14 protein-coding genes are annotated in these 12,852 nt (G+C 71.6%); 3 read left to right on the forward strand and 11 right to left on the reverse strand.

Annotated elements, in window-relative coordinates; genetic code table 11:
* The first annotated feature begins 20 nt into the window (after positions 1 to 20).
* Both IO30_RS0112360 and IO30_RS0112365 read left to right on the forward strand, forming a co-directional pair.
* A complete protein-coding gene (locus IO30_RS0112360) occupies positions 21 to 545 on the forward strand; it encodes a DinB family protein (RefSeq protein WP_031142237.1) in 525 nt (174 codons plus the stop codon).
* A 206-nt stretch (positions 546 to 751) separates the two neighbouring features.
* Positions 752 to 1,213, forward strand: a complete 462-nt coding sequence (locus tag IO30_RS0112365) for a hypothetical protein (protein WP_237403311.1) — start codon at positions 752 to 754, stop codon at positions 1,211 to 1,213.
* A 55-nt stretch (positions 1,214 to 1,268) separates the two neighbouring features.
* Here the strand turns inward: IO30_RS0112365 and IO30_RS0112370 are convergent, their stop codons facing one another.
* The 9 genes from IO30_RS0112370 to IO30_RS0112410 all read right to left on the reverse strand — a co-directional run bounded on the left by IO30_RS0112370 (position 1,269) and on the right by IO30_RS0112410 (position 9,506).
* Positions 1,269 to 1,799, reverse strand: a complete 531-nt coding sequence (locus tag IO30_RS0112370; RefSeq protein WP_051902149.1) for a hypothetical protein — start codon at positions 1,797 to 1,799, stop codon at positions 1,269 to 1,271.
* 95 nt (positions 1,800 to 1,894) lie between these two features.
* On the reverse strand, positions 1,895 to 2,563 hold the full coding sequence (locus IO30_RS0112375) for a uracil-DNA glycosylase (protein WP_031142243.1): 669 nt from the start codon (positions 2,561 to 2,563) through the stop codon (positions 1,895 to 1,897).
* 99 nt (positions 2,564 to 2,662) lie between these two features.
* Entirely contained in the window at positions 2,663 to 4,246 is a 1,584-nt protein-coding gene (locus tag IO30_RS0112380) for an ABC transporter substrate-binding protein (protein WP_031142245.1), read from the reverse strand.
* A 153-nt stretch (positions 4,247 to 4,399) separates the two neighbouring features.
* Positions 4,400 to 5,161, reverse strand: coding sequence for an SDR family oxidoreductase (locus IO30_RS0112385; RefSeq protein WP_031142246.1), 762 nt, complete (start codon positions 5,159 to 5,161; stop codon positions 4,400 to 4,402).
* Between the two features lie 28 nt (positions 5,162 to 5,189).
* Positions 5,190 to 5,951 (reverse strand): 3-oxoacyl-ACP reductase FabG, encoded by a 762-nt coding sequence (fabG, locus tag IO30_RS0112390; protein ID WP_031142248.1) that lies wholly within the window; start codon positions 5,949 to 5,951, stop codon positions 5,190 to 5,192.
* 136 nt (positions 5,952 to 6,087) lie between these two features.
* The gene (locus tag IO30_RS0112395) at positions 6,088 to 6,471 is read right to left on the reverse strand and encodes a DUF3037 domain-containing protein (protein WP_031142250.1); all 384 of its coding nucleotides are present in this window, start codon (positions 6,469 to 6,471) and stop codon (positions 6,088 to 6,090) included.
* The gene (locus tag IO30_RS0112400) at positions 6,468 to 7,307 is read right to left on the reverse strand and encodes a HipA family kinase (RefSeq protein ID WP_031142252.1); all 840 of its coding nucleotides are present in this window, start codon (positions 7,305 to 7,307) and stop codon (positions 6,468 to 6,470) included. Before IO30_RS0112400 ends, IO30_RS0112395 begins: the two co-directional genes overlap by 4 nt.
* Before the next feature lie 59 nt (positions 7,308 to 7,366).
* On the reverse strand, positions 7,367 to 8,653 hold the full coding sequence (locus IO30_RS0112405) for a phthiocerol/phthiodiolone dimycocerosyl transferase family protein (RefSeq protein ID WP_031142255.1): 1,287 nt from the start codon (positions 8,651 to 8,653) through the stop codon (positions 7,367 to 7,369).
* Between the two features lie 238 nt (positions 8,654 to 8,891).
* Complete coding sequence (locus IO30_RS0112410; RefSeq protein WP_031157285.1) at positions 8,892 to 9,506, reverse strand: CGNR zinc finger domain-containing protein; 615 nt, start codon at positions 9,504 to 9,506, stop codon at positions 8,892 to 8,894.
* Positions 9,507 to 9,642: 136 nt separating this feature from the next.
* Between IO30_RS0112410 and IO30_RS0112415 the strand changes: the two genes are divergently transcribed.
* A complete protein-coding gene (locus IO30_RS0112415) occupies positions 9,643 to 10,884 on the forward strand; it encodes an MFS transporter (protein WP_063768441.1) in 1,242 nt (413 codons plus the stop codon).
* Positions 10,885 to 10,961: 77 nt separating this feature from the next.
* Here IO30_RS0112415 and IO30_RS0112420 read toward each other — a convergent pair whose 3' ends face one another.
* Entirely contained in the window at positions 10,962 to 11,870 is a 909-nt protein-coding gene (locus IO30_RS0112420; protein ID WP_078904412.1) for an IclR family transcriptional regulator, read from the reverse strand.
* Positions 11,871 to 12,247: 377 nt separating this feature from the next.
* Entirely contained in the window at positions 12,248 to 12,793 is a 546-nt protein-coding gene (locus IO30_RS0112425; protein ID WP_031142263.1) for a heme-binding beta-barrel domain-containing protein, read from the reverse strand.
* Positions 12,794 to 12,852 lie beyond the last annotated feature (59 nt).

Consider the following 12,852-nt stretch of genomic DNA (forward strand, 5'->3'; position numbering starts at 1 on the left):
GTTCACCGAGTATGGGCGGCATGACCACCAGTGACGGATCCCATCGCACCGAACCCTCCACCACCGCCGACGAGCGCGAGATGCTGGACGGCTGGCTCGACTACCACCGTGCCACCCTCGCCTGGAAGTGCGAGGGCCTCGGCGACGAGCAGCTGCGCCGCACTTCCCTCGCCCCTTCGGAACTCAGTCTGCTGGGCCTCGTACGGCACTTGGCGGAGGTGGAGCGGTACTGGTTCCGGGAGATCATCCAGGGCGAGGAGCTCCCCGAGCTGTACTGCACGAGCGAGGAGCCGGACGGAGACTTCCACTTCACCGACACGGACACCTGGGCCGAGGCCGAGCAGGTGTGGCAGACGGAGGTGGAGCTGGCCCGGCAGGCCGTCAAGGGCCTTTCGCTGGACGCCCGGTCGGACCCGGCGAGCCACCACCGCGGTGAGGAGTTCAGCCTGCGCTGGGTGTACACCCACATGATCGAGGAGTACGCGCGCCACAACGGCCACGCCGATCTGCTGCGCGAGCAGATAGACGGGGCCACGGGCGAGTAGCACCGCGCCGCGGGAGCCCGGTCCGCCGCAGACCGATCCGCCGGACACCGCCGTGCGCGTCACCCGTGCGGGGTGAATATCGGCTGCGGGTTTTCGCAACGGGGTGTTCACACAGCAGAGTTGCGCGGGTGCATCCAACCCGAACCACGACAACGCTGTTGCTCGGAGTCGCCTGTGCCGTTTCGGCCGTCTCCGGCTGTGTGAATGTGAGCCCCGGTCCCGGGCATCCCGCGGGCGCCCCGGCCTCGGGGGTGCCGCCGCACCACGAGCCGCGCGTCGGCCCGGGCAGCCTGCCGGTGGTCGTCCAGGCACCTGCCCTGGAGGCCTTGAAGGCGGCTCCGGCCCGGCCCGCCCGGCCGGACGCCTCTGCCCCCGCCCCCGCCGGCCCGGTCTCCCGGAACGCGGCGCGGGAGGCGCCCGTACGGCCCGCGGAGGCGGCGCCGCCGCCCCTCCCCTCGGCCGCCCGGCCCGCACGGCCCGCCGAGCGCACCGCGCAGCACCCGGGCGGCCGGCCGCAGCGCGCCGGGAAGGACGTGGAGGTGCCGCGCGAGCTGATGCGGGAGCTGCCGGTGCGCCCCTCGGACGTGTGCGCGCTGGGCCGCCGGCACGGCCACTGGCACCCGGACAGCCCGGAGGCCCGGATCTGCGCCGGTGTCCGCGACGGCTGACGCGGCGGCTCTCTGAACACCCTCGGAACGGGCTCGGGCGGCCCTCAGAGGGCGCTCAGGGGGACTGTTCGGGGAAGGGGCGGTGGTTGCGGGGACCGCCGTCCGGTTCGGTGGCCAGGCGCCGCTCCAACCGGGCGATGGCGGCCCGTACGCCGTTCCCGTACCCGTCGTCGGACAGGGCTCCGGTGGCCGCCCGGGCCCGGGCCAGGTGGACCCGGGCGGCCTCGGGCCGCTTGAGCTTGACGTAGTCGGCGGCCAGGCTGAGGTGCAGGGACGGGTAGAAGACCCGCACGGCGAGGTGCGGCTCCGGTTCCGTCTCCTTCGAGAGGGTGTCGTACCGGAGCCCGTCGGCGGCGGTCAGGGCGCGCAGGTCCCAGGCCAGTTCGTCGGCGGGGTCGTCCTGGGCGTCGGCCAGGTAGTGCGCGAGCGTGCACCGGTGGAGGGAATCGCCCTCCTCGCCGATCTCGGACCAGAGCTCGCCGAGCCGGTTGCGGGCCTCCTCGCGGTCCCCGGCGTGCAGCAGGATGACGGCCTGGCCGATCCTGGTCATGACGGCGTCCTCCGACGCCTCCTGCTGCTCCGTCAAGGCGGCCTCCGGCTGGCTCTGCCGGACCTGCTCCGGTCCGATCGTCTAGAAGCTAGCCGGAGGCACCGGCAATGGCGCCGAGGCGCGGTGGGAGGTCAGCCGAGGTCCGGGATCCGCCAGTCGATCGGCTCATGCCCCTGGGCCGCGACGGCCTCGTCGATCTGGGTGAAGGGCCGGGAGCCGAAGAACTTCTTGGCCGACAGCGGGGAGGGGTGGGCGCCCTTGACGACGACGTGCCGCTCCTCGTCGATCAGGGGGAGCTTCTTCTGGGCGTAGGCGCCCCACAGGACGAAGACGGCCGGGTCGGGGCGCTCGGACACGGCGCGGATCACCGCGTCGGTGAACTTCTCCCAGCCCTTGCCCTTGTGCGAATTGGGCTCGGCCTCACGGACGGTGAGCACCGCGTTCAGCAGGAGGACGCCCTGGCGGGCCCACGGCATCAGGTACCCGTTGTCCGGGACGGGGAGGCCGAGCTCCTCCTTCATCTCCTTGTAGATGTTGCGCAGCGAGGGCGGGGTCTTGACCCCGGGCTGCACGGAGAAGCACAGGCCGTGGCCCTGGCCGGCGCCGTGGTAGGGGTCCTGGCCGAGGACGAGGACCTTCACCTGGTCGAAGGGCGTGGCCTCCAGGGCGGCGAAGACCTGGTCGCGGGGCGGGTAGACCGGCCCGTTCGCCCGCTCCTTCTCGACGAACTCGGTGAGTTCCCTGAAGTAGGGCTGGTCCAGCTCCCCGCCGAGGACGGGGAGCCAGGACTCGGGCAGCATCTGGGTCACGGCGACAACCTCCGGTACAAGTTCGTGCAACTGCTCAGAACCTACCGGTGGCCACTGACAACGCCTCCCCCGCCCGTGCCGCCGCGGCGGCTACCAGCTGGTCTTGCGGTACAGCTCCCACATCTGCATGGCGGTCTGCGGGTCCAGCGCCCGCTCGGCGCCCGCGATGTCCTCGCGTGCGGCGACGTAGAGCTTGCCCTGCCACAGGGGCAGCAGCCGGACGTCCTGGGCGAAGGTCTGCTGGGCCGCCTCGAACTCGCGGACACCGGCCGACCGGTCACTCTCGCGGCGGGACTTGGGCAGCAGGTCGTTCAGGATGTCGGTGGGCTCGTACGGGGTGCCGACCGCGTTCTCCTTGCCGACGAACGGCGCGATGAAGTTGTCCGGGTCCGGGAAGTCGGGGAACCAGCCGCGGCCGAAGATCGGGTACTCGCCGTTCTTGTAGCCCTCCTGGAAGGCCTTCCAGGGCTGGCTGCGCAGGGTGATCCTGAAGAGCCCGCTCTCGTCCAGCTGGCGCTTGAGCTCGGTGAACTCGTCGGCCGTCGAGGAGCCGTAGCGGTCGGTGGTGTACCAGAAGGTCAGGTCCACCGGCTGGTTGATCCCGGCGGCCTTGAGGATCTTCTTGGCCTTGTCGACGTCCGCGTGCCCGTACAGGTCGTAGAAGGGCGTCTTGTGGCCGACGACGCCCTTGGGGACCATCGAGTACAGGGGCTCGGCGGTGCCCTGGTAGACCTTGGAGACGAGGGCCCCGCGGTCGATGATCTGCGCGATCGCCTGGCGGACCGGGAGCTTGTTGACCGCCGGGTCCTTGGGGTTGAAGACGAGGTAGCGGATCTCCGCGCCGACGTTCTCGACGACCTGGACGCCCGCCGCGTGCGAGTCGGGGCTCTGGAGGTCGCGGATCTCGGGGGCGGACAGGCCTCGGTAGGTGGCGTCGATGTCCTTGGACTTGAGGGCCGAGACCATCTTCGTGGAGTCCGTGAAGTAGCGGATGGTCACCGCGTTGTTACGCCGGTTGGCGAAGCCCGTGTAGCTGTCGTTGCGGCTGAGGACCGACTCGGCGCCTTCCTTGTACGAGTCGAGGACGTACGGGCCGGAGCCGGTGACCTTGCCGTCCTGGCGGACCTTGTCCGCGGGGTACTCCTTGGGCGCGACCAGGGAGGCGGCGGGCGAGCCGAGGACGTACGGGAAGGTGGCGTCGGCGGTGTTCAGGTGGAAGACCACCGTGAGCGCGTCGGGGGTCTCGATCTTCTCCAGGCTGCCGAAGAGGTCCTTCGGGCCGACCTTGGAACCGATGGTCTTGATGCGGTCCAGGGAATGCTTGACGGCCTTGGAGTCGAGGGGCTCCCCGTTGGAGAACTTCATGCCCTTGCGCAGCGTGCACCGGTACGCCTGGTTCGCGGTGTCCGTGAATTCGCAGTTCTGGGCGGCGTCGGGCTGGGGCTTGGTGGAGCCCGTGGGGAACGCCAGCAGGGTCTGGTAGACGTTCCGGTACAGCTCCCAGGAGCCGTCCCACGCAGCCGCCGGGTCGAGGGTGCTGGGTGCGCTGGTCGTGCCCACGACGATGCGCTTGGCCTCGTCGTCTCCGTCATCCGAGAGCAGGCCGCATCCGGCGAGCAGGGATATGGACGCAAGGGCCGCAGTGATCTGCAGGCATCTGGTCCGGTTGAACACGTGCACGCTCCTCGATCAGCCAGGGGTGCGGCAGACCCTACCGCAGTGCCCCACGAATCCAATGGGGGAGGTTTCGTGAGGCACTTGACCGGTTCCGTGCATATTCGGTATGCATTTACCTCCCCTTGTGAGGGAAATGCGTCCGATTATCGGTCAGTGGACTCCGGCATTGAGGAACATTCCTCCGTCAACGACCAGAGTTTGCCCAGTGATCCATTCCGCTTGTGCGGAAGTAAGGAATGCCGCGGCCCCGCCGATGTCCTCCGGCACCCCCAGCCGGCCCAGCGGGTAGGCGGCCGCGGCCTCCTGCTCGCGGCCTTCGTAGAGCGCCTGCGCGAACTTCGTCTTGACCACGGCGGGGGCGATCGCGTTCACCCGGACCCCGGGAGCCATCTCGTGGGCGAGCTGGAGGGTCAGGTTCACCATGGCGGCCTTGCTCATCCCGTAGGCGCCGATGAAGGGCGAGGCGGAGACCCCGGCGATCGACGCGATGTTCACGATCGCACCGCCGTTGTCCTTCTGCCACGCGTGCCAGGTCCGCTGGGCGAAACCGAGCGCCGAGATCACGTTCGTCTCGAAGACCTTGCGTGCCACCCCGAGGTCCAGGTCCGCGATCGGACCGAAGACCGGATTGGTGCCGGCGTTGTTCACCAGGAAGTCGACGCGGCCGAAGGCCTCCATCGTGCGCTCCACGGCGACGGCCTGGTGGGCCTCGTCGTGCGCCTTGCCCGCCACCCCGATCACCCGGTCGGCGCCGAGGCGCTCGACGGCCTCCTTGAGGGCCTCCTCGTTGCGCCCGGTGATGCAGAGCCGGTCACCGCGGGCGACCAGCGCCTCGGCGATCCCGTAGCCGATGCCCCGGCTCGCGCCGGTGATCAGTGCGACCTTGCCGCTGTCGATACCGTCGTACGTCATTGCCTGCGACCTGCCTCTCGGGAACGCGTCAGTTGAGCGGGCCGCCGGCCACGTACATGACCTGGCCGGAGACGAAGCCGGCGGCTTCGCCGGTGAAGAAGGCGATGGCGTTGGCGATGTCGTCGGGGCGGCCGACGCGCTGCACGGGGATCTGGGTGGCCGCGGCCGCCTGGAAGTCCTCGAAGCCCATGCCGACGCGGGCCGCCGTCTGGGCGGTCATCTCGGTGACGATGAAACCGGGCGCGACGGCGTTGGCGGTGACGCCGAACTTGCCGAGCTCGATGGCCAGGGTCTTGGTGAAGCCCTGGAGGCCGGCCTTCGCGGCCGCGTAGTTGGCCTGGCCGCGGTTGCCGAGGGCGGAGCTGCTGGAGAGGTTCACGATGCGGCCGAACTTGGCCTCCACCATGTACTTCTGACAGGCCTTCGACATCAGGAAGGCACCGCGCAGGTGCACGTTCATGACCGTGTCCCAGTCGGTCTCGCTCATCTTGAACAGCAGGTTGTCGCGGAGCACGCCCGCGTTGTTGACGAGGACGGTCGGAGCGCCGAGCTCGCCGGCGACGCGCGCGACGGCCGCCTCCACCTGTGCGGCGTCCGAGACGTCGCAGCCGACCGCCAGGGCCTTGCCGCCCGCCGCGGTGATCGCCTCCACGGTGTCCTTGCAGGCCGCCTCGTCGAGGTCGAGCACGGCGACCGCACGGCCCTCTGCGGCCAGGCGCACGGCGGTGGCCGCGCCGATGCCCCGGGCCGCCCCGGTCACGATCGCGACGCGCTGCTCGGTGGTGGACATGCTGGATCTCCTCGCCCTTGAGAGACGGCCGCCCGGAGGTGAGCAACCGCTTAGTAGCTTCAGCTGAGGAGACGCTAGGAGCCCTGGCACCCGGTGTCAACGGCACCGGGTCCCAGGGCTCGGGGATGTACTGCGCTCAGCGGACCAGCAGGTCGAGCAGGCGGTCGATCTCGGCCGCCGGGTCGGCGGTCAGGCCGGTGTGCACCGGGCCCGGCTGGACCACCGTGCTGCGCGGGGCGATCAGCCAGCGGAACCGGCGGCCCGCGTCGTCACCCGCCGCCTGGCCGGCTTGCTCACCGCCTCCGCACACGCCCTCGACACCGCGCAGGGCGGCCCGGACGCCGGCCACGTCGGCCTTCGGGTCCAGGGCGAGGAGCTTGGCCTCGTCGAGGTGGGTGCGGGCGGCGACGTAGGAATGCGCCCGGCAGTAGACGATCACGCCCGCGTTGAAACACTCGCCGCGTTCCATCCGGGGCACCACGCGCACCAGCGCGTACTCGAACACGTCCCGCTTGATCACTCGCTGTCGCTCTTCTTCCGGTGGGGCTGGGGGGCGAGGCGCTCGGCGAGCCAGCCGGGGGGTCCGGACCGCGGCTTCACCTCGGCCTGCATCGAGATCCTCTCGTGGATCGTGGCCGCGCGCGGCAGCAGGACCTCCACGTAGGCGCGGCGCAGCGCGTCGGTCGAGTCGAAGCCGGGTTCGTCGACCAGCCACTCGTCGGGCACGTCGGCCGTCACCTCGGTGAGCAGTTCCTCGGTGACCAGCGGTGCGAGCGCGGCGGCAGCGGCCGCGACGTCCGGACCGACGGGGGCCAGGACGTGGTCGGAGGCGTTGTACGGCTTGGCGGCCGCGGCCTGGGCCGTGGGCCAGTTGTGGTGCCAGATCATCGTGGCGCCGTGGTCGATGAGCCAGGCGTCCCCGTGCCAGACGAGCATGTTGGGGTTGCGCCAGGACCGGTCGACGTTGTTGATCAGGGCATCGAACCAGACGACCCGCCCCGCCTCGACCGGGTCCACCTGGTAGGCGAGCGGGTCGAAGCCGATCGAGCCCGGCAGGTAGTCCATGCCCAGGTTCAGCCCGCCGCTGGCCTTGAGCAGCTCCTGGACCTCCTGGTCGGGCTCGCCGAGCCCGATGACGGGGTCGAGCTGCATCTGCACCAGCCGCGGGACCCGCAGGCCCAGCCGCTGGGCCAGGCGGCCGCAGATGACCTCGGCGACCAGGGTCTTGCGGCCCTGGCCGGCTCCGGTGAACTTCATGACGTAGGTACCGAGGTCGTCGGCCTCGACGATTCCCGGGAGCGAGCCGCCCTCACGCAGGGGCGTGACGTAGCGGGTCGCGATCACTTCGGACAGCATCCGCCCAGGCTAACGGGCGATCGGGCCGAACCTTCAACGATATGTCCCGGCCCGGCCCCTCAGGCGGCGAGTTCCGCGAGGGAGGTGCGCAGGGTCTCCCACAGGCGGCCCATCTGCTCCGCGCCGTAGGTCCAGCCGTCGTACTCGTTCTGGATGAGCAGGCGCCCGCCGAAGCCGGCGACGGCGATCTTCGGGGGCATGCCCGGCGCGTTCGCGGCGCCTCCCGAGCGCAGCAGGCGCACGCCCTCGGGGACGGGGTGTCCCGGGATCCGTCCCGCGTTGGAGATGTCATAGCTGACGGCCGGGACCGGGAGCACCGCGCCGCGGGAGGCGGCCCGGAGCGAGGCGAGCAGGTACCGCTCGGGGTCGCGGCGGCCCAGGGCGCAGGTGAACTGGTCGGCGACCTCGGCCCCGATGAGGTCGGGGTGGTCGCCGTGCGAGACCTTCACCGGGGTCAGGAGTCCGGTGGTGCAGTTGAGCACGGTGTCCAGCGGCAGTTCGGGGGTCAGGCGGGTGCGCAGGTCGACGCCGTGGCCGCACACCATCGCCAGCGGTCCCGTGGCGGGGCTGAGCTGGGCGCGTACGGCGGTGAGCAGCAGGCCGGTGACCATGCTGTTGACGGTGGCGCCGCGGTCGCGGGCGGCCGTGACGAAGGCTTCGGTGGCCTCCGGTCCGAACTCCAGGCGGTCCACGACGAACCGGCGGGCGGCCGGGGGGCGGCCGGGGCCGTCCGCGGCCTCGGGGACGAGGCCCGCGGGCGGGTGGACCTGCTCCTCGGCCGCCGCGGCCAGGTTCTCGGCGAGGACGCCGATCTCGCGGTCCGGGAAGGTGCCGGCCAGCCGGACGTCGACGGCCTCGGGGAGTTCGTCGCGCCGCTCGGGCGTCGGGCGGGCCCCGGCCGCGAGGGCGGTGTAGGTCCGCCAGAACTCGGCCAGCAGGGCGAAGGCGGACCGGCCGTCGGCCACGCCGTGGTGCACGCCGAGTACGACCCGGTGGTGGTCGCCGTCGCTGAGCAGCCAGGCGTGCAGCATGCTCTCGGTCCAGTCGGGCCGGGAGCTGATCAGTTCGGCGAAGGCATCGCCCGCGCCGTCGAGGACCGTGAGCGGCGGCTGGACCCGGTCGCGTACGCGCAGCAGGAGCCCCGTGTCACCGTCGGCGACCTCGGACCGCAGCATCGGATGACGGGCGGTCAGCATGCCGAGCGCGCGGGACACCAGGGCCGGGTCCATGGGACCGCGGACCTCGGATTCGACGTAGGCGGGCATGTCGTACAACGGGAGGGCGGCGGCCCCCAGGTCGAGGAAGTAGGGGCTCTCGAAGGGCGAGATGAGGCGCTGGCTCGTCATGGCGTCCGGGTCTCCCGTGTACGTGGTGAGCGGGCCGGCGGTCCTGGCACCGCGGCGGCCCCTGCCACCCCAGTACGCCGGGGCGCACTTGAGGAGCCCTGTAATGCGACTCCAGACGGCTCGGCGCAGCCCGCCGGGGAGCTGACGGCTGACGAGGCCGCCTCCGCGAAGGCCTGCCGCACGGGCTCGGCGGCCGGGCTCGGCGGCCGGGCTCGGCGGCCGGGCTCGGCGGCCGGAGTCAGGCCCGCTTCGGGGTCCGGCCCGCGACCCGGCCGTGGTCGGCGTAGTGGCGGGCGGCCCGGACCCGGTTGCCGCAGCGGTCCGAGCACCACCGCCGGGCGGCGTGCGCCCGGATGAACAGCCGGGTACAGCCCCGGGCCCCGCACGCCGAGAGCTTGGCCGCGGCGGGCCCGGTGAGCAGCTCGCAGGCGTCCTCGGCCAGCAGGGTGAGCGCCACGTCGATCCGCGCACCGGCCCGCTGGCGCACCGTCAGCGCCGGTCCCGCGCCGCTCCAGGCGAGTTCGCGCACGCCCGGCGCCGCCGCCAGGGCGCCGTTGAACCGTTCCAGGGCCTCCGGGGCCGGACGTCCGCCCGCGATGTGGGCGCTGAACACCTCTCGGAAGGCCTCGCGCAGGAGGCGCAGCCTCCGCAGTTCCTCCGCGTCGATCCCCGCGCCGCGGGCGGGCAGCAGGCCGCGCCCGCGCAGCCATTCCCGTGCGGCAGCCGCGTCGGGCAGCCCGTCGTACGGGCCGCCCGGCAGCTCGAACTCCGTGTTGACCAGGGCGAGCGAGTCGTGACCGGCCTCGCCCGGGGCCGATCCCTGTACCGAGGGCACCTGTTCGGCAGCATCCATGGCCCTAACGGTATCACTTGAGATTTTCCGTGACGCAGCGTACGGTCACGATCGGCCATAACGGCAAATGGATGCACCTTCCGTTAGGAACCGAGGACACGGGTCCCAGGCGAGGGCATCGACCGAGGAAGGATCCATGACTACAACGGACAAGCGACTCAACCTGCGGTTCGTCGCGCTCGCCATCGGCATGTTCGCCATCGGCACGGACAGCTTCGTGGTGGCCGGCATCCTGCCGAGCATCGCCGAGGACCTGAACACGGACGTCCCGACCAGCGCCGAGCTCATCACCGCCTACGCCCTGGCCTACGCGATCCTGTCGCCGGTCGTGGCCACGGTCGCCGCCCAGGTCTCCCGCAAGGTGCTGCTGATCGGCGGACTGGCCGTCTTCATCGCCGGCAACATCGGCACCGGGCTGGCGCCCACCTTCGAGGTGGCGATGGTCTTCCGCGTGGTCGCCGCGCTCGGCGGCGCGATGTTCACCCCCACCTCCGCGGGCGCGGTCGTCGCACTGGCCGGCCCCGAGAAGCGGGCGACCGCCCTGTCGATCCTCTTCGGCGGACTGAGCGCGGCCACCGCCCTCGGCTCCCCGATCGGCACCGCCATCAGCGGGGTCACCGACTGGCGCGGCACGATGATGTTCGTGGCCGCGGTCGGCGCGCTCGCCGCCGTGGCGGTCATGATCGGCCTGCCCGCCATCCCCAAGCCGCCCGCGGTCTCGTTCAAGCAGCGGCTCTCCCCGCTCGCCGACGCCCGGATCACGCTCACCCTGCTGCTCCTGCTCGTGGCCTACACCGGCCTGTTCGTCCTGTACACCTACGTGAGCCAGGCCTTCGGCGCCGCCACGGACGACAACGGGACGACCCTGGCCTGGCTGCTCTTCGCCTGGGGCGCCGCCGCCGTGGTGGGCAACATGTTCGCCGGGCGGCTCACCGACAAGTTCGGGAACCGGGTGGTGATCAACACCGCCGGCGTCACGGCCGTCGTCGTCTTCGCCACGACCCCCTGGACCAGCCAGCACCTCGTGACGGCCTTCGTCGCCGTGATGATCTGGGGCGCCTGCGGCTGGGCCATGCTCGTCCCCATCCAGCACCGGCTGGTCGGCGTGAATCCTGCGGCCGCGCAGCTCTCGATCTCCCTGAGCTCCTCGGCCAACTACATCGGCGTCTCGCTCGCCCCGGTCGTCGGAGGCTTCCTCCTCGACCACGTGGTGTCCGCGAAGCACCTCGGCTACCCGGCGGCCGCCATCATCGCGGCCGGGCTGCTGATCGGCGAGCTGAGCCACCTGCTGATCCGGCGCAGGGCGCGGGCCGAAGGCTCCGCACCCGCTCCCGGTTCCTCCCCGACCGCGGCTGTGCCGCTCGCCGAACGCCGCTGACCCCCGCAGCGGCGCCGGCCGCCCCGTACCGCAGCAGACCGGCGGTACGGGGCGGCCGGGCACCGGTCGTCGCGGAGCTACCCCCCCTTGGCCATCAGGTGGTGCTCCGCGTACAGCTCCGAATCGGGGTCGCCGACCAGCCTGCGCAGGTCGGCGGCAGCGTCCTTGACGGCCCTGACGTACGCGTCGCACCGCAAGGGCACGGCGTTCGCGGGCTTGAGCACCAGGACGGCGCCGAGGACGCTGTCGTCCCAGATCACCGGCGCCGCATAGGAGTTCCAGCCGGGCACGCACTCCTGGAGGCCCACCGCGTAGCCCCTGACCCGGATCTGGGCGAGCGAGGCGATGAGCTGCTCCCGGTCGTGGTACGCCCCCGGGCCCGCCCCGTGCGGGAGCGGCTCCGCGATGACCCGGCGCCGCAACGGCTCGGGCAGATGGGCGAGGATCACCCGGCCGGCCGCGCCGACCCGCAGGGAACGGTTCACGGTGAGCACGTCCCGCAGGCTGGCACCGAGCTCGGACAGGTCCGAGTTGCCCACCGACATCTCGATGCACTGCCGCTGCACGCGGCCGAAGTGGTTCAGCCCGAACAGGAAGGCCAGGCCGCCGTGGGTCTCCCGGTGGAGCCGGTCCAGCCGCGTCGAAAGGTCCTGCGGTCCCGTCGAGTTCATCAGCGCGTGGGTGCCGAGCCGGGCCGCCGACGGGCCGAGCCGGTAGCGGCCGCGCCCGACCTGGAGGAAGGCTCCGCGGTCGACGCCCGAGCGAAGTATTCGGTAGACCGCCGAATCGTCCACTCCCGATGCCCTGGCCAGTTCGGCCAGCCCGTGCACCTCGCCTCCCAGCTGGGTGAAGGCGTGCTGGACCTTGAAGACGCGCTCGGCGTGGCTGGTTCCTCCGGACCGGGTGATCGAGGTGGTTCTCGGCGCGGGCCGACGGGTGAGGAATCCGGACTGCGCGGACCCGGTGGCCTGAGTGGGGATGGACATCTTTTTACCTCCGCAAGACGTAAATGGGGGGTGGGATGCCGCTGCTCGCCGGTGTCGCGGAGGATGGTTCGCCGTCGCGGGCACGATGACGACGCACGGCCCACGGTCTCCCCCCGTGACGGCCAATGGGCCGCACGTAACACGAATCCTCCCCCTCCTACGGCCAGTTGACCGCCTCGTACGCCGAAGCCACCGCGGTGGGGCGGGCACTTCGGCGCGTGCGAAAAGTTCTACTGGAAACGCAGCTCGAATGACGTTATACCCGCCCCGGGTGCGACGCTATGGCAGCCCTCACAGCACCGAACGACGACGGCCCGCCCCTCCTGCGTCCAGGAGGGGCGGGCCGTCGTCGTGCCGCCGGGCGGCGAGGGGTGGCGCTACAGGGTCGGCACCGCCCGCAGACGCGCCGTCAGATGGCGCTGCATGGGCTGCCCCACCGCCGCCATGAACTGGGTCACCGTCAGGTCGCCGTCCCGTACGGCGTAGTGCCGGCGGGTCCCCGTGACCTCCTTCGCGAGGGGGGTCCGCGCCACGCCCTCGGTCTCCATCTCGCATTCCGCGCCCGCGGCCCGTCCGACGTACGTCTCGACGATGCCGGTGGGATGGGCGAGCAGGACCTCCAGGGTGGCGTCGGGGGTCACCCGCCACCATCCGCTCTCGCGCCCCGAGGGGCGCACCGCGGCGCCGGACTCGTCGATCAGCCAGGCCCGCGCCTCGTAGCAGAGGAAGGGCCTGCCGTCGTGACTGAAAGTGATCTCCTGCCGGTAGCGGAAACCCTGTTCGAGGGTGGCGTACTCACCACGCCCCTCACCCTGCCACCGGCCCAGCAGGGGCAGTACGGGATCCAGCCACGGGTGCGGTCGGGGGCCCTCGCCGAGGACTCGGCTGTCCGGGAACGGATTCTCCTGCGCCGCTTCGTGCACGCTGCGCACTCCTTTCGTGATTATCCCCCCACTCTTTCGGATCCTAACGCCGGAGAGGG

The sequence above is a fragment of the Streptomyces xanthophaeus genome, from assembly GCF_000725805.1.
GTDB classification, from domain to species: Bacteria; Actinomycetota; Actinomycetes; order Streptomycetales; family Streptomycetaceae; genus Streptomyces; species Streptomyces xanthophaeus.